The following is an 18231-nucleotide window of genomic DNA, read 5'->3' on the forward strand; positions in this document are numbered from 1 at the left end:
CCTAAAGTAGGTAGGCGGTTCAAGGAAGTATAAGCAGTTATCGTAGAATAAAAATGAGCCTCTTTTACACTCGGTTAATACAATAGCACCCTTTTGTGTTGGCAATTAACAATGATGAGTTAAAACCAGCCTGTAAATTACTTATCACGGTCTCTACAAACCCGCTACCTTGTGAACAAGCCAACCCTTCTGATAAAGGGCCTGCATAAACAAACTCACCATTTTTATCAATTAAAACTGCGGCTGGCGTTGCCGGAACCACTGACTTTAGTTGGCTATTGAGTTTAAATGTTTGCACATCAACGCCCTGATTTTTCGCAAAGCGCTGTAAGGCTGATAAGTGCGGTTTAGCTTGTATTGTACAGCCACAATTATCTTCAGTGATAATAAGTAGTTGCGCACTATCTTTGTTTTGCCAAACAACGTGTTCTTTAAATTGCGAAAACCAGTTACGGCGCTCAAGCATTTTATTCTCATCAAAAGGCTTTAATTGACCAAGTTGAAAATACACTAAGCCCGACACAACAACCACAAACCACACACCAATCAATGCAAAAGTAAAATAGCGCTTATTAGTTAAATTTTGCAATACTTTGCTCTAATACATCGATACTGACATCAATCATTTGTACCTTAGCGGTAAGTTGATCAACAATTTTTCCGTCTTCATATTGGCGTTGACGCATTTGATCTGTGCTTGTTGCAATCTGCTCAGTATTGCCAGCCTGTTCAGCAACTACTTGCGCAACTGAGTCAGAACTTGTGGATACGGCCTGTATTTGCTCGCTCATGGAAGAGATATTCTCTTTCATGGTGGCACTAATTTTCGTAAGTTCTACAACAAACTCAACACACTGATTCATGGATTGTGTTGAAGTACGGCTGTTATCCACTAAATCTGTTAATGTAGATGCTATTTTAGCTGTTGTTTTCTGGCTGTTATTCGCTAAAGAACGAACCTCATCTGCAACTACAGCAAAACCACGACCATGCTCACCGGCTCTAGCAGCTTCAATTGCGGCATTTAACGCTAGCAAATTAGTTTGATCAGCTATACCTGATATCTCATTCAATAAGCTTGTAATTACATCTCCAGCAGCCACTAAATGACTTAATTGCTCTTCGGTATTAGTTAATAACGTGAGCAACTCTTTACTCTTACTGTCTGTTTGTAACACTTCTTGTAAAGCAACATGGGCAGAGTCGGTAATGTTGCTCACTTGCTGCTTTAAAATATTGCTTTCTTGCTCAACCAGTTTAAAACCATGAGCAACTTGTGAACCTGAATTAGCTATATCATCAGTTTGTGTATTTCGGTGCTTAGCACTGTCTGCCAGCTCATCATGGACATTTATTAACTCTTGGGAGTTATTTTTTAATGAATCAGATTGCGTTTGCACCTGCTTAATAACATCCGACAAGTATTCTAGTAGCGTGTTAAAACCTACCACTGCACTGCTATCTGTATCATCTGCTCGCATTGAAAGTTTTATTTGATTTGGGTCTTGCATTATTTGCTCTGTGGTATGACTTAACGACAAACCAGCTTGGCGTTCACGCTTTAATGTCACTGCAATAAAGCCAGCAACAAGCGCTTCAACTATGGCATAGGCAGCGTGAATAAGCACAGTTGAAAAAGCTAAACGATCAGGGTCGAAAACATAAAACCCAGTATTTTGCGTTTGTAAATAGTAAAAAGATAAATGATGAATAGCAACAAACACAATAGCCGTAATAAACACTCGCCATTCAACAAACATTATCAGCATGGCTAAGAAAATAAATATTTCGAAATGGACCTCAATAAGCCCATACGCTTGCTGAATATGCAAAAATGAAAACATCATGATTGCAGCAGCAACAACATGAGGTGTAACTTTACTTTCGGGTTGGGTTTTTAATAACCAAATAGGAAGCAAGCACAAGGGCAAGCCGACCAGAAACGCCTCTGTTAGTGTATCGAAATAAAGGCCGATACCAACAGATTCGACAAACAAAAAACAGAATATGATTGTAAACAATCGACTCACACTAGACATAAAAACCTTAATTAATTTTGTAATAAATTAAACACGCTAGTTGTTAGTATAGCCCTTAACAACTGGCAATTTTTTATTTTAAATCAAGCCGAACATTATCAATTAGGTTGATTTAAAATTTTTTAGTGCGCTACTTAACAATTGATAGTATTTGTTTAAAAGTAGACGTCCCTGCTTTTTTTGTCCATTGGAATATTATTGTTTCAGCACATGATATTACTGCTCCTGCTTGACGAAGCTGCTCAACTGCAATGGCTTTGTGCTCTGCATTTCTTGAGGCTATTGCATCTGTAGCAACAGTCACTGCATAACCATGTTGTAGTAAATCTAAACAAGTTTGTAATACACAAACATGCGCCTCTGTACCAGTAACTACTACATGAGGGCGCTGCAATAGCGAAATAGTATCTAAGAACCCCTCTTCGGCGCAGGCACTAAAGCTTATTTTTTCAATATACTGCGCGCTAGGTAAAGCTTGCTTTATTTTCTCATCACTTTCACCTAGCCCTTTTTTATAATGCTCTGTAATTATTGAAGGAATTTGATGAATAGCACTTGCATTTGCAAGTTGTAAAGCACACTCTAAAGTCGTATTAAATGAAGCGATGGCCGGAGCCAGTTTGCTTTGCAAATCGATGACTAAAAGCACGCTGTGCTCTGAGTTAATATTTTCTCTAAAATTCATATGGAGTCCTTTGACTTTTGCTAAACTGACTTTTAACACCCACAAAAAAGCAACAATTAATTCACACCTATGGTGCTTTTTGTAATTTTTAAATTAAACTCATGCTATATTACACCAATACTAAATACCAACCTTGTCGGCCAAAAAGGGTAAGTGCTTTTGAGTAAGTTTTTCTTCGTTGTTTACATATTTTTATTAGTTTGGATGCAACAGAGCTTTGCTTCACAAACTTACTCTGAACAACTACAACGTATTTCTATCAATGAACAACTTTCGCAAAGCTTTGTAGTAAAATCTGTACAAGATGATATTGGTTATGTGTGGGTAGCCACTACACAAGGCCTGTTTCGGTTCGACGGTTACCAGGTTACCCTTTACGAAAGCCCTACAGGTTTAAAAAATAATTATATAGTTAATATCTACAAAGCTAATAACGGTAAATTATTAGTTAGCACACAGCTCGCTGGAAGTTATTTAATTGACCCAAACACATTAAATGCTGAACAAATATATTCAGGTCATTTGAATCAAAATGAAGAAAAATACTCTCCGGTTGTTGCAGTTGCTGAGCAACTTACACATTTTTATTTTTCTATTGATGCGCACGTATATCGGTTTGATAAAAAAACAAAAAAGTTATCTCTTGTCATATCTTTGCCCAATGAAAATATGTTTATCCGTGCGTTGTCACTTTACCAAAACACCTTATATATTGGTTCCGATCAGGGCCTATACACTTATAACTCTGAAAGTAGCGAACGCCAACAAATAAAACTTAACGACACGAAAAAAGTTACTAATGATGGTAACAACGTAAAATTTCTATCTATAGACGAGAAACTTGGATTGTTGGTTGGTACGGTTGAAGGAATGTATCGGATTGCTTTTGATGAAAATAAACATATAGATCCTACAGCATTATCAACACTTATTAGTGATTATAATATTTGGGATTATGTAAACACACCCTATGGCGAATTTATTGCTACAGAAAGTGGTTTATTTGAGTTTGACAGAGCAACCTCAGAGCTCACTCATATTTTAAATTTCAAAGATAGTAGCTATAACATTACTGAAAACACAATCAACGATATTATGTTTGATGAATCTGGTTTGTTGTGGCTTGGTTCAAGAACTCATGGTGTATTAACATGGGCCGCACAAACAAAGAAATTCCAAAAAATCACACTACCTGAAAATAATATTGTAAATGTTATATATCAAGATACACCGCAACTGCTCTGGATAGGCACTGACGACGGACTTGTTCGTTATAACTCAAAAACAAAAACGAGTGATTTATTTTTACAATCTAAAGATAAGAAAGCAGCTTATGGTTTATCGGCTATCGGAGATATTTACTCTGCCAAAAGTATAGGCAACAACTACCTTTGGTTAGTGACTTTTTTTGGGCTTGAGCTTTTTAACAAAGAAACAGGCGCATTTGAACAAAACAAATTTATTACCGAGCATAATCTAAACACTGACTATTTATTTGGCCTTGCGCAGGTAGCACCCAATACATTTGCTTATATTAATAATGATAACTTCTATATTTTTGACGGTTACTCTGGTGAAAATAGAGTTATAAAAGGTCTAAAAGAGCAAATATCTCCTTTACAGGCATACGCATTTCATACCCCTTCAAAAGCTTACCCCGATGAATTGCTATTAAGTACATCTGACTCGCTTTATCGATATAATGAAGCAACGGGCACTTTAACTACTATTTTTAAATCTAAAACAGCAAAAAATAATCTTTTTCATACCGTAGAAAACTATTACTTAGATTCAAAACGTGAATTACTTTGGTTAGCAACCACACAAGAGGGCTTAATTGCCGTTAACACTAAAACTTACGAGCAAGTTCATACTTTTGATAAAAACAATTCATTAAACACTAACTCTATTTTCGAACTTATTGCTGATGATAATGATTTTTTATGGGTTAGTTCCGATAATGGGCTATATCGACTTAATTTAAATACGTTAAACATAACCACCTATACAATAAAAGACGGTTTAAGCAACAACCACTTTACTGCAATTGCTGCACTAAAATTACAAAATAATGAGCTCGTGTTCGGTAATCGTAGCGGTGTACTGCAGTTTGACCCTTATCAATTTAAAAGTGGCCAAAAAAACACCCAAAGTAAATTAGCGATCACAAATATTAATTTGTTTTCAGAGACGCTCAACTACTCGCCTGAAAAATACCGTAATGAACCGTTAAAACTAAATCATGATGATATGGGGTTGACGGTTAGATTTTCTAATTTTGATTATAACAATATAGGTAAAACCTACTACAAAGTAGAGCTGAATGGTCCGTCATCTTTAAGTTATAACGACTTAAAATCTAATCAGGTGTTTTTTACTAAATTACAACCAGGTGATTATGAGCTATCAGTGTCCACACAACAACGAAATGGGGTTATTACCAGCGAGCCCGTAGTGCTTAAGTTTAGTGTTGCATATGCTCCTTGGCAGTCTCCTATTGCCTACGCATGCTATTTCCTCGCAGTGACCATAATTCTGTTTTTATTTTTTTGGCAATACCGTAGCCGTAAAATGGCGATTGAACGCGCCCACCGTGCAGCTATTCACTCTAAAGCTCAAACTGAATTAGCATTAAAGAGTAACAAGAGTGGCGTTTGGAACTACAGTTTTATAGACAATACTGTTAATACAGCCAGAGGAACTGAATTAGGTTACGAGAATATATCGAAACGTATTGATATAAGCAGACTTTTTAATATTATGCATCCTGATGAGCGCCGCAGAATACAAAGTAAGTGGGATGCATTTATAAAACAAACTCAACCACAAGACTGGCAAGCGACTTACCGATTACGGCACAAAGATGGTCATTGGTTATGGTTTCATGACCTTGGGCAAATTATTTATAATCAAGACAGCAAAAAGCCTGAATATGTATCTGGTATTTTTACTAATATTACCGAGCAGTTAGCAAACGAACAGCAAGCTAAAATACTTGGCGAAGCTTTTAGCCAAATCAATGACTTTTTACTTATTCTAGATGAAAACCTTGTACCTTTCTCAGCTAATAATAGCTTTATGGAGGTATTCTCTGATGATGGTGAAGAGGGAGCTGTTACTACTGAGCTATTTATAAAAGCGATTGGTCAAACTAAATGCAAAGAATTTGCAACCACGTTAAAGGCACTGCAACCCAAAGAAAATTGGCGAACAAATGCCTATGTTAATACTACAAAAGCACAGCAACACCCTATTCATATAAGTGCCACTGCAGTCGCTAATGAAGAAGGTAAAGTTGGTTATTATGTAATTGTAATTACAGACTTAACCGAGCAAAAACGTGCTGAAAATGAGTTACGTTATTTGGCCAACTATGATGCGTTAACCGGGCTACCTAATCGTAGCTTAATGAATCAAAAAATTGAAAATGCCATTACAAAGGCCGCTAAAAACGACTTGCAATGTGCAGTTATATTTATAGATTTAGATAAATTCAAACCTGTGAATGATTCGTTTGGGCATGCAGTAGGCGACAAGTTACTGTGTAACATTACTGAACGAGTTGCCTTATACCTAGGTGACCACGCGACTTTTGGACGCCAAAGTGGTGATGAGTTTTTAGTCTTAATCGAGAACATTACTTCTATGTCTTCTCTGCAACACACGCTTAACGAAATGAGTAATGAGCTCGCAAGCAAAGTTATTATTGAAGACTTTTCTATTAATATATCTGCCAGTATTGGTATTGCTTTATATCCCCATGATGCATGCTCAACTGATGCTTTGATCCGCAATGCAGATATCGCTATGATGCATGCAAAACAAGCAGGTCGAAATGGATTTCAGTTTTTTAATGAAAAAATGAATGAGCAAATTAAACAAAAACTTATTCTTGAAAATGACTTAAAAGATGCCGCAAAAGATAACCAATTATTTAATCATTACCAACCCGTGGTTAATACAAAAGATAAAACAATAAGTGGCGTTGAGTTATTGATGCGTTGGGAAAACCAAGGAAAACTTATCTCTCCGGCTTTATTTATACCGGTGGCAGAAGAAACTGGCCTAATTGATATGCTTACTGAGCAAGCATTGCAACGTGCAATCACAGAGCTTGCGCCTATCCTTAGCGTAAACCCACTGTTTTATATTTCGTTAAATGTATCACCAAAACATATTTTAAAGGCCAATATAACCGATCGACTGAGCGCTATACTTGAGAAAGCCAGTATTAAACCACAGCAAATACGCCTAGAAATCACAGAAAACACGCTGTTAGAAGATAAGTACAAAGCAGCAAAACAACTTAAAAGCCTTCAAGCTGCAGGGTTTAAACTATTTCTTGATGATTTTGGTACTGGCTATTCATCACTCACTTATTTGAGCCAATTTCCAATTAATGTAATAAAAATTGACCAAAGCTTTGTTAATAGTATTGGCACAGACAAAGGTGACGAGTCGATTATTAAAACTATTTACTCGCTTGCTGAAAACTTAGAGTTATATTGTATTGCTGAAGGGGTAGAGACGCGGGAGCAACTAGACTTTTTAACAAACATAGGTTGCTATAAACTTCAGGGTTACTATTTTGCTCGCCCTATGAGTGCCAGCGACCTAATGAGCCCTGCATGCTTTGAGAAGATTATTGATTTAATCTAAAGCTATGGTAAAGAAGCGACTTAACCAAGTCGCTTTTAGGTTAAAATTTTTAATGTATGTGCTTGCATTCATAGCTTTCGATTTGTAGCACACTGTTACGAACATTAAATTTATCTGCAAGTAGTTTGATTACTTTTAAACGACATTCTTCATCATGCTTTTCTATAGTGCAATGTTGCTTTAACACTACGTGAGCACCTACTATCACTTTTTTATTCTTACGAACAACGGTAACGTTATGCACATTTGCAACATGCTCCATGCTGGTTATTTCTGTTTCGATATCTTGGACTTCTGGCAATTTTGCTTTATTTGAACGTAGCCCTTTAATACAACTAATTATCACCTTAATTCCCGTAAATAGTACAAATGATGCAATTAACATACTCGATAAAATATCAATCACATTCCAGCCCGTAATATAAATAAGAACACCGGCAACAAAAGTGGAAACAGTCGAGATTAAATCAAAAAACGAATGTAAAAATACCGCATACACATTAATACTGGCTTTACGACCTTTATATAATACCCACGCTGCCGCACCATGAAATAAAAAACCAATAGCAGCAATCACCGACATTAAATAACTATTTATGATCAGCTCATGTCCACCTTTGTGGTCCAAAAAGCGCTCAGCTCCCTCAAATAAAATAAGTAAACTGATAGTAAGATATAAAATGCCGTTGATCAGACCGCCGATTAATTCAGCTTTTTGATGGCCGTCGTTGTAAGTTTTAGCCAAATGAATAGCAAAGCTTGAGGCAATAAGTGCTATAAATAGTGAGCTGTTATGAACAAATAAGTGACCGGCATCAGCAAGAACAGCCAGTGAATTAGCATAATAGGCACCTATAAGCTGAATCACCATAAACGAACAGGTAATTGCAAGTGCAATTAATAGACGGCGACGGGAGGCGTGATGTGTAGTTATTTCTGTCATGAAATATAAAAGGCCTTTACTGAAAACAAAGTAAGCTAATGAAATAAAGCAAATTAGAAAGTGCGAAATGATATACAGTCACAATTGTAATACGAAGACCAATTAAACGCACTAAAAACTTAGTAAAATGCAAAGAACTGTACTAAATATAAAGAGACATATATTATTAATAATTAAAAGATTTGGCGAGTTCTGCCTGTATAATTGCGGAGAAATCAGTGAGTCATGACTCAGACAAAACAATTTGGCAGGTTTTTAATCTTATTAATTTAGCCGTGATTGTTTATGATGATAAAAACCAAAACTACACATTAAATCAGCATGCCAAAACGTTACTCAAAATAGAGGATGAAAGTGCTGTTAAAAAAGGTGCTTTTAGCAATGTTGTGCTGCGCGACTTTAGTAATGATGAAGTTGTCAGTATTGAGCAATTATTTTCTTCTAATATAACAACCGTTTTATTAGATTCTGAATCCACTTTACAACTGTTAAATATTGATCATTCTATAATTGATGGCTCAATATCTATGCTCACTTTAGAGCAAGATCATACACTCACAGAGCAATACAACTTTGATCATATTATCTCTAAAATCTCTACCAAACTTATTGATATACAAAACGATAATATAGACCAACAAATTAACTTTGCCCTCAAAGCCATTGGCACCGTATTAAAGGCTGACCGTAGTTATTTATTTGAATTTAACACTGACAATGAAACTATTACTAATACTCACGAGTGGGTCAATAAGGGTATTGTTGCTTGCAAAGACAGACTGCAAAACATACCAAAGGTTGAACTCCCCTATTTTTTTGAAGTGATGAATGAGAACCATCTATTTCAAGTAAATGATATTGAGCTATTACCTACTAAAGCTGACGCTGAAAAAGCAGAGTTTAAAGAGCAAAGCATTCAGTCGGTTTTATGCATAGGCCTTCGTTTCGATGAGGAACTGGTAGGCTTCATCGGCTGTGATTGCGTTAAAACTAAGCGCAATTGGAGCAAAATTGATTTGATTAGAATAAAGCTCGTAGGTGAAATCATCAATAATGCCCTCAAGAATATTAACTATAAAAAAAAGCTGCAGTTAACCCAAAAGCAATTAATTAACGCCAACACTAAGCTCAATAAATTAGCGAATACCGATGCACTTACTGATATTGCAAACCGTCGCTTTTTCGATAGCACTCTCAACAGTGAAATTAAGCGTTGTGCAAGACATAATCAGCCTATTAGTTTGATTATGTGTGACATCGATTTCTTTAAACGCTATAACGATAACTATGGTCACCAAAAAGGTGATGACACATTAAAACAAGTGGCGCGCGCTTTAAAAAGCGTATGTAAACGTGAGGGTGATATAGTAGCTCGGTATGGAGGCGAAGAATTTACAATTATTTTGCCGGCCTCTAACAAAGAACAATGCCAAAAGTTTACTGTACTGATACAGCAAAAAATTAAAGCGTTAAATATTCCCCATGAATTTTCTTCTGTTACTCCTCATATCACAATGAGCTTTGGGTATTTTACCACTTACCCAAACGCTAATACTAATATGCAAACGATAATAAAAAATGCCGACATTGCTTTATACAAAGCTAAAAAAGCAGGCAGAGATCAAATATGTTCTTTTGAATAACGTATATATTAATTTTTAAGAACAAATTATCGCTTCTATTCCCTGCAACCTTTGATATTTTCTTATCCTAACTAATAATTAAAACAGGTCCCGAATCAAAGCAAAAAGTTGCTCGCACAGTTTGAGCACACTTGGTAGCATAAGTGTATTGTCAAAGGAAGGAAGTTAATATGAGCAATAGCCAACATGCATTAGTGGTAGAGGGTGGTGCCATGCGCGGTATTTTTGCAGCTGGCGTGCTAGATGAGTTTTTAGCACAACAATATCAACCTTTTACCAGCTATTTTGGTGTATCTGCTGGAGCAACGAACGTCGCGGCTTATCTATGTAAGCAAGCAACTCGAAACTACAAAGTGATTACTGATTATTCCTGTAGGCCTGAATTTATTAACCTTTCCCGATTTGTTAAAGGCGGCCATTTGTTTGATTTGGACTGGCTTTGGCAAGAGACCATACGTGAAATTCCTTTAAATACCGACGAATTCTCTCAATCCCCTCACGACTTTTATATTGTTGCAACGGCAATCGAGTCTGGGCAAGCTCATTATTTACAAGCAACAGGCAGCGAAATGGTAGAGCAATTAAAAGCCTCTTGCGCTATACCCATAGCTTATCGGGATTATCCAAAAATAAATGGCATGGCCATGACCGATGGTGGCGTTGCCGACTCTATTCCGGTAAAAAAAGCTTATGAAATGGGGGCATCAGAAATAACGGTTATCCTTTCTCAACCTTTAGGCTATCGTAAAAAAGATAACAAAGTACCGTGGTTAACTAAACAACTCTATAAAGATACTCCTGCACTTGCACAGGCCACTATTCAGCGTTCTAAAAACTATAATGACAGTATTGATTTTTTGCATAATGCTCCACCTGATTGTAAAGTAAATATTATCGCACCTCCAATGGGGTTTAAAGTCGGTCGCACCACTAAAAATCGGGCTATACTCAATTCAGGCTATCAAATGGGCATAAGTGAAGCTAAAACCTACTTGAATAACTCTCGATTTGCTAAGGAATGATCATAAGCTATAAAATCAACCTATAAGAAGTATACATTGATATAACCTTTGAATTTACAGCTTACTCCAGCTATTAATTTTTAAACCAACGGGGTAATGTAATAAAGAACGATGTGTTCGCCATCGTATTGCAAAAAACAGATTAAATTTAGGCGTGTTTTTTGCATTAAATTTTGTGTACACACCAAATAAATTAAGGGTTTTTGTGAATTTTCTTCGATGCTTTCATAATATAGTCTCAGATCAGCAGCTAAGCTTTGATCAAAAAATTGCAGACTTACTTGCTTTTGGGCTCGATGTTTTTCAACTCGACTTAGCTATTATCAGCCGTGTAAAAAATGATTCTTACATTGTTTTACATGCCATCACCCCTGACAATTCTCTTGCTATTGGCACTGAGTTTGAGTTAAACGGCACCTATTGCACCCATACCTTGTCGGCCAACTCTGCACTCGCATTTCATAATGCGTCGCAAAGTAGTATTGCAAATCATCCATGCTACATTAATTTCCAATTAGAAGCGTACATTGGTGCGCCTATACGAATAGGCACAGACGTGTTTGGTACCGTTAACTTTTCATCAGCTCAAGAATGCGCTCCTTTTAGCGATGAAGCCTATGATTATATTGAATTATTAGCGCAGTGGTTAGGCTCGGAATTTGCGCGCAATCAGGATAAAGCCAATCTCACTAAAAATAGTGACACTTTATTAAAGCTTGAAAGCGTGGCAAATATAGGTACATGGGAAGTCGACTTAATAGAAAATACTATTTTTTGGAGCCAACAAACTCGGCGCATTCATCAAGCCGAAGAAGGCTTCACTCCTGATATGAATACCGCTATCGAGTTTTATAAAGCGGGCAAAAGCCGAGATAGCATTAATAAAGCGGTAGAAAATGCGGTATCTAAGGGTGAAAAATGGCATTTAGAGCTGGAAATAATTACCACTAAACAACAAAACATTTGGGTTTCTACCTTTGGTGAGGCCGAGTTTAACAACGGCCAATGTGTGCGGTTATTTGGTACTTTTCAAGATATAACTGAAGCCGTAAAGTTACGCGAAGAGTTAAAACAAAAAAAAGCGCTCGCTGAACAATTACTCAAAGATAGAAGTATGCTGTTTGCAAAAATTAGTCACGAGCTACGCACTCCGCTAAATGGCATTACGGGTATGTTAGCGACACTCATAGATGAACACGATTATGACAAGCGGGCGGAAAAAATTAAAGTCGCCCTTCGAAGTGCTGATATTTTATTGAATATTATTAATGAAGTACTCGATTTTTCAAAAATAAATCATGGTGAATTAAAACTGGAGCCTCATCACTCCCTACTTAAAACGGTATTTACCGATTTGGTTTCTTTGTATTCGGTATTGTTTAGCAATAAAAACATTGAACTACGAGCCACTAACCTCATTCCTAATGATGTTTGGGTATACTGCGACACCTCTCGATTAAGCCAAATTATCTCTAATTTACTGAGTAACGCATTAAAATTTACAGAGCATGGTTCTGTTTCTCTCGATTCACAGTTAGCATTAAATACAAAGCGCCCTTTACTTACAATTAAAATAACCGACACGGGTCGCGGCATGAGTAAAGCATATTTAAACTCATTATTTAAGCCCTTTACCCAAGAGGTTGATGCTAACAACAATAAAGGTGGCACCGGGTTAGGCTTAGCCATAGTTAAAGAGCTCGTTGGTTTTATGAATGGTAAAATTGAGGTAACCAGTGAGGTTAACGTGGGCACGTGTTTTACCTTAACTATCCCAATTGAGCTTGGTAAACAACAAACACAAAAACCTAGCCTTAAATTTATTAATAACCATAGTAATCAGCTCTCGGTTTTGGTGGTTGATGATAACGAAATAAATCGCCTGGTATTAGAATCTGCACTGGATAAATTTAATATAAAATCAGACTTTGCTATTGACGGCCAAGATGCCCTGTTAAAATGCAAACAAAAGCATTTTGACCTTATTTTTATGGATTGCATTATGCCTATCATGGATGGTTTTGAAGCCACCAAGCAACTAAAGGCACAAGGTATCTGTGACCCGCAAGAAACTTATATTGTGGCGTTAACTGCTAATGCTTCCTCACAAGATAAACTAAACTGTAAGCAAGCAGGCATGGACATGTTTATAGCCAAACCGTTTAAGCTTCCAGCGATAGAAGAAGCAATTATAAATACACTAAAAAGACTGGGCGTAGCCACATTATAACAACGAGTGTCGCCCAGATTAACTAGCACTAAAAACACAAAGGATCATTATGACAAATAAAATCATTGGTATTGTACTTATTGTTATTGGCGTAGCACTTGGTATGTGGGGTTATGATGTTTACGATTCTGCAGCTTCACAAGTTACTCGTGCATTCAATGGCGAAACCCCAGTAGAAGCATGGCTTGGCTTTATTGGTGGCGCAGTTTGTATTTTAGTAGGCCTTACCCGACTTAAATAGCACACAAAAAAGCCGCCTTTGGAGAGGGCGGCTTGGGTGAACAAACAGCTATGGGTGAGAGCTGTTTTATCAAGAGGCTTACGCTAAAACACTATTAAGCAGCATTTTGCTCTGCATCGGGTGTTTGGCGAATTAAATAGTCAAAAGCTCCTAAGCTAGCAGTTGCTCCGGCGCCCATAGCAATAATAATTTGCTTAAATGGCGTATTGGTCGCATCGCCCGCACCGTATATACCCGGTAACGACGTTGCACCTTTTGCATCAATGAGTATTTCACCAAATTGACTAAGCTCAAGGTCACTCTCTTTTAACCATTCGGTGTTTGGTATCAAACCAATTTGTACAAATATACCGGCTAAAGCTAGCTCCTTACTTTCTCCAGAAACACGATCGGTATAATTAAGGCCTATAACTTTGTTACCATCACCGAGTACTTCAGTAGTTTGTGCATTTTTAATAATAGTAATGTTTTTTAAGCTATTTGCTTTACGAATAAGTACTTCGTCAGCACGTAACGTATCGGCAAATTCAAGCACCGTTACATGCTCTACAATGTTGGCTAAATCAATAGCCGCTTCAATACCTGAGTTACCGCCACCTATTACAGCAACAGGTTTGCCTTTAAATAATGGTCCATCGCAATGCGGGCAGTATGCAACGCCATGGCCTTTATATTGCTGCTCGCCAGGTACGTTCATTTCACGCCAGCGTGCACCGGTTGCTAGCACAAGTGATTTAGCTTGTAATACAGCGCCATTTTCTAAAGTAATATCATAGCCATTACTGCCTTTTTGCAGATTTGCAGCGCGTTGGTTGTGCATTACATCAACATCATATTCTTTAACGTGCTCTTCAAGCTGAGCCACCATTTTTGGCCCTTCGGTTGCTTTTACCGAAATAAAGTTTTCAATGGCCAATGTGTCAGCTACTTGGCCACCAAATCGATCGGCAACCACCCCCGTATTTAGCCCTTTACGTGCAGAATAAATAGCTGCCGAAGCACCTGCTGGCCCACCACCGACGACAAGAACATCAAACACTGATTTTTCATTCAATGCTTTGGCTTGGCGCTGTGCACCTTTGCTATCAACTTTATTTAAAATATCGGTTAGGCTCATTGCCCCTTGGCTAAAAGGTTCTCCGTTTAAGTACACAGCGGGTACAGCCAATATATTTCGTTGCTCTACTTCATCTTGAAACAGAGCACCATCAATCATGGTGGCTTTGATATTGCTATTTGTAGCAGCCATTGTATTGAGCGCTTGAACCACTTGCGGGCAGGTTTGGCAGCTCAAACTAATATACACTTCAAAATTGAGTGTTTGCTCAAGTGTTTGTATTTGTTCAATGTCATCTTTACTTGCTTTACTAGGGTGACCACCCGTATGTAATAGCGCTAACACTAAACTAGTAAATTCATGACCCATAGGTACCCCTGCAAAGGTAATATGGGTGTTTTTTTGTGGCGAATGCACCACCATTGAAGGTCTGCGTGCCGAAGTATCTGGATTGTTACTCACACTAAACTTATCGCTTAGTGATGCTAAATCATTCGCTAAACTTTCTACTTCTGTTGATTTTTTGCTGTCATCCAAGGCGATAAGCAGCTCAACAGGCTGAGTCAGCGATTCAAAATGGCTTTTTAATTGGTTCTTTATGTTGTTGTCTAACATGGCTTAGCCCCTTAAGGAAAAATAAAACAGCAGAACCCCCATGCCATCAGTGCATGTGCGAATTTTAGAAAAGAGTGATGGCGCGGGAGAGTGCCCAGTGAGCCAAGTAGGCTCACTGGTATTAGAGTTATGTACTACTCTAAGTTTAGTGAAGGTAAGGTTTAAATCTTACCAACTAGGTCTAGTGAAGGTGCTAATGTGTCTTCACCTGGCTGCCAAGATGCAGGACATACTTCACCGTCATGAGTGGCAATGTATTGTGCGGCTTGTACTTTACGAACAAGTTCTTTAGCACTTCGACCAATACCTAAATCATGCGTTTCAACAACTTTGATTTCACCCTCTGGGTTCATTACAAATGTACCGCGAAGTGCTAAACCATCATCTTCAATCATTACACCAAAGTTACGTGTAATGCGTCCTGTTGGGTCGCCAATCATTGGGTAAGTAATTTTACCGATAGTGTCTGACGTGTCATGCCAAGCTTTGTGCGTAAAGTGCGTATCTGTTGATACCGAGTAAACCTCTACGCCCATTTCTTGTAACTGTGCATAATGATCTGCAAGGTCACCTAATTCAGTTGGGCATACAAATGTGAAATCTGCTGGGTAAAAGAAAAAGATAGACCACTTACCTAATACGTCTTTTTCAGTGAGTTCTACAAAGTCACCATTGTGGTAAGCTGTTGCATTGAAAGGTTGTAATTTTGTGTTAATCAATGAAGTGCTCATAGTATTCCTCATTTATGTTTAGTGTATTTAAAAAAGTTAACGCCTTGTGCGTTGGCTTGATTAATACAATAAGGCCATTGAGAAATTAAATAAAATTGATTGTTTAGATTGAAATAATCGCTTTTTAAGATTACTCAAGCTAATAAGCCACAATAATTGAATGCAAGCTATCTTAAAATTAAAAATACTAGTTACACTGAGCACTAAAGGTAGCCATCAGAAAATGAGATTTTCAAATTCATTTTCAGGTAAAGCTTTGCTAAACAAAAATCCTTGCCCTTCTTCACACTCAAGCGAAATAAGTGTATCGAGCTGTGCTTGAGTTTCAATGCCTTCACCAACAATCTTTAAATTAAGTGAGTGTGCTAAATGGGTGATTGCTTTCACAATATCTAGGCTTTGCTTATCATCAACCATATCTTTAACAAATGACTGGTCAATCTTTAATACATCAACAGGAAATAACTTTAAATACGATAAACTCGAATAGCCCGTTCCAAAGTCATCTATCGCTATGCTCAAACCAAGGTTTGAAAGCCCGTTTAATATCCTACTTGTTTCATCAAAATCACTCATTAAAGCGCTTTCTGTCACTTCTAATTCAAGATAACCACTAGGAAGCTCAGTATCCTCAAGTACTTGTGCTACGCTTTCTATAAATTTAGGATCTGTAAATTGTTTAGCAGCAACATTAACAGCAACTTTAATTGGATGGCCTTTATCTAGCCAGCGTTTAGCCGCTCTGCAGCTTTGTTTTAAAACGCTATGACCCAACTTATTAATTAAACCAGTCTCTTCAGCTAATGGAATAAAGTGTAACGGCGATATAAAACCGTCTTCCTCATCTCTTAACCTCACTAACGCCTCAGCACCTATGATTAATTTATTTTTTAAACTAAGCTTGGGCTGAAAGTGAACTTCCAACGTGTCTTTTTCAAGTGCATTTCTCAAAAGCTTATCTATATTTTGACGTTGATGAAACTCATGTTCTAAGTCATCTGAAAAATAACAAAATCTATCTCTACCATGCTCTTTGGCTTTATACATTGCTGCATCAGCATGCGACATCATTAATTCGGCAGAATCAGAATCCGTTGGATTAATACTAATTCCCACGCTTATAGTTAAATTAAACTCTCTTCCATCAACACGAAAAGGTTGATGCATTGCATACAAAATATCAGATGCAACAGCATCAACATGACACGGCGATTTAATACCTGGGAGCAACAATACAAATTCATCCCCGCCAACACGGGCCAAGGTCGTATTTAAATCAACAATAGATTCAAGTCGTTTAGCAACCAGTTTTATGATTTGGTCGCCAACATGGTGTCCCTCTGTATCATTTAAATATTTAAAATGATCAATATCAATTAACATTAACGCCACTAAAAAACCATTACGCACAGATACCTGACAAGCATGCGCAACGCGATCATGTAATAAAATTCGATTGGGTAAATCGGTTAATTGGTCATGGTTTGCTAAATGGCTCATCTTAACAGCCATCGCAATCGACTCGCTCACATCATGAAAAACTATAATCGCGCCAATAATATTCCCCTTTTCATCTCTGATGGGGGAAGCAGAATCCTCAACCCGATGAATTCTGCCATTTAAGCTCGTTAATTGGCAATTAAGCGCCATAGCTACTCTTCGCTGCTCTTTTAAAGCAATAGAAATTGGATTAAGGCTTTTGTGCTTTGTGGTTGCATCCCGTAGTTGCATAACCTCTGAAATATGATTACCAACTGCTTCATGCATTACCCAACCGGTCATCATCTCTGCAATCGGGTTCATAAACGTTATTTTTTCGTCTTTGTCTGTTGCTATAACTGCGTCGCCAATCGAGTTGAGCGTTACGCGCAATCTTTCTGATTCAATAGCAAGTAAACGCTGTGAATGTTTTAGTTGTTGCTCTTGTGTTTTTAGTTTTAGATGATTGCCAACGCGCAAGCGGCATACCTTAAGATCAACGGGCTTTTGTATATAGTCAATCCCACCCAACTCTAAAGACAAATGCTCAAACTTACTCTCATTATGGGAGGTAATAAATATTACTGTTACACCACTAGTTTTGGGATCGTTTTTTAAGCGTTTACACACTTCTAACCCGCTAATATCAGGTAATTCAATATCTAATAAAATAATTTCTGGTAAGAACTGCTGTGCTTTTTCAATGGCGCCAAAACCAGTATCGCTACATATAACTTCTGCAATATCTGATAAAGCTCCCTCTAAAATCATTAAACTAGTGGGTTCATCATCAACAATAAGTACTCGTTGCGCAAAGCTTTGATCTACAGTAGTTAACACAATCACTTCCCATAAAAAATTAAACAAATGCACATAAAGCCTAGCTT

12 protein-coding genes are annotated in these 18231 nt (G+C 37.4%); 5 read left to right on the forward strand and 7 right to left on the reverse strand.

All coding sequences use genetic code 11. From position 1 onward, the window contains the following. Positions 1-64 precede the first annotated feature (64 nt). The 3 genes from P3J6_RS08595 to P3J6_RS08605 all read right to left on the reverse strand — a co-directional run bounded on the left by P3J6_RS08595 (position 65) and on the right by P3J6_RS08605 (position 2724). Positions 65-589, reverse strand: a complete 525-nt coding sequence (locus P3J6_RS08595) for a DUF6436 domain-containing protein (protein WP_198522740.1) — start codon at positions 587-589, stop codon at positions 65-67. Further along, complete coding sequence (locus P3J6_RS08600) at positions 573-2039, reverse strand: methyl-accepting chemotaxis protein (protein WP_198522741.1); 1467 nt, start codon at positions 2037-2039, stop codon at positions 573-575. Before P3J6_RS08600 ends, P3J6_RS08595 begins: the two co-directional genes overlap by 17 nt. A gap of 130 nt (positions 2040-2169) precedes the next feature. Continuing rightward, a complete protein-coding gene (locus P3J6_RS08605) occupies positions 2170-2724 on the reverse strand; it encodes an isochorismatase family protein (protein WP_138606764.1) in 555 nt (184 codons plus the stop codon). A gap of 159 nt (positions 2725-2883) precedes the next feature. Here P3J6_RS08605 and P3J6_RS08610 point away from each other — a divergent pair, with 159 nt between their 5' ends. Beyond that, positions 2884-7383 carry an EAL domain-containing protein gene (locus P3J6_RS08610; protein WP_198522742.1) on the forward strand — a complete coding sequence of 1500 codons (4500 nt, stop codon included), beginning with the start codon at positions 2884-2886 and terminating at the stop codon, positions 7381-7383. Positions 7384-7432: 49 nt separating this feature from the next. Here the strand turns inward: P3J6_RS08610 and P3J6_RS08615 are convergent, their stop codons facing one another. Next, on the reverse strand, positions 7433-8326 hold the full coding sequence (locus tag P3J6_RS08615; RefSeq protein WP_138606760.1) for a cation diffusion facilitator family transporter: 894 nt from the start codon (positions 8324-8326) through the stop codon (positions 7433-7435). A gap of 218 nt (positions 8327-8544) precedes the next feature. Between P3J6_RS08615 and P3J6_RS08620 the strand changes: the two genes are divergently transcribed. The 4 genes from P3J6_RS08620 (at position 8545) to P3J6_RS08635 (ending at position 13462) form a co-directional block, all read left to right on the forward strand. Beyond that, positions 8545-9969 carry a sensor domain-containing diguanylate cyclase gene (locus tag P3J6_RS08620; protein ID WP_198522743.1) on the forward strand — a complete coding sequence of 475 codons (1425 nt, stop codon included), beginning with the start codon at positions 8545-8547 and terminating at the stop codon, positions 9967-9969. A gap of 170 nt (positions 9970-10139) precedes the next feature. Further along, a complete protein-coding gene (locus P3J6_RS08625) occupies positions 10140-10991 on the forward strand; it encodes a patatin-like phospholipase family protein (protein ID WP_055011446.1) in 852 nt (283 codons plus the stop codon). A 205-nt stretch (positions 10992-11196) separates the two neighbouring features. Beyond that, positions 11197-13221, forward strand: coding sequence for a hybrid sensor histidine kinase/response regulator (locus P3J6_RS08630; RefSeq protein ID WP_198522744.1), 2025 nt, complete (start codon positions 11197-11199; stop codon positions 13219-13221). 49 nt (positions 13222-13270) lie between these two features. Beyond that, positions 13271-13462, forward strand: coding sequence for a DUF3185 family protein (locus tag P3J6_RS08635; protein ID WP_008115648.1), 192 nt, complete (start codon positions 13271-13273; stop codon positions 13460-13462). Between the two features lie 94 nt (positions 13463-13556). On the opposite strand, the gene ahpF is transcribed toward P3J6_RS08635, so the two are convergent. The 3 genes from ahpF to P3J6_RS08650 form a co-directional block, all read right to left on the reverse strand. Next, positions 13557-15134: an alkyl hydroperoxide reductase subunit F gene (gene ahpF, locus P3J6_RS08640; protein ID WP_138621831.1), complete on the reverse strand. Its 1578-nt coding sequence runs from the start codon at positions 15132-15134 to the stop codon at positions 13557-13559. Positions 15135-15295: 161 nt separating this feature from the next. Then, positions 15296-15865, reverse strand: a complete 570-nt coding sequence (gene ahpC, locus P3J6_RS08645; RefSeq protein WP_008115650.1) for an alkyl hydroperoxide reductase subunit C — start codon at positions 15863-15865, stop codon at positions 15296-15298. 216 nt (positions 15866-16081) lie between these two features. Further along, positions 16082-18184 (reverse strand): two-component system response regulator, encoded by a 2103-nt coding sequence (locus P3J6_RS08650; RefSeq protein WP_198522745.1) that lies wholly within the window; start codon positions 18182-18184, stop codon positions 16082-16084. Positions 18185-18231 lie beyond the last annotated feature (47 nt).

It is taken from the genome of Pseudoalteromonas sp. 3J6, assembly GCF_903995135.1.
GTDB lineage: Bacteria > Pseudomonadota > Gammaproteobacteria > Enterobacterales > Alteromonadaceae > Pseudoalteromonas.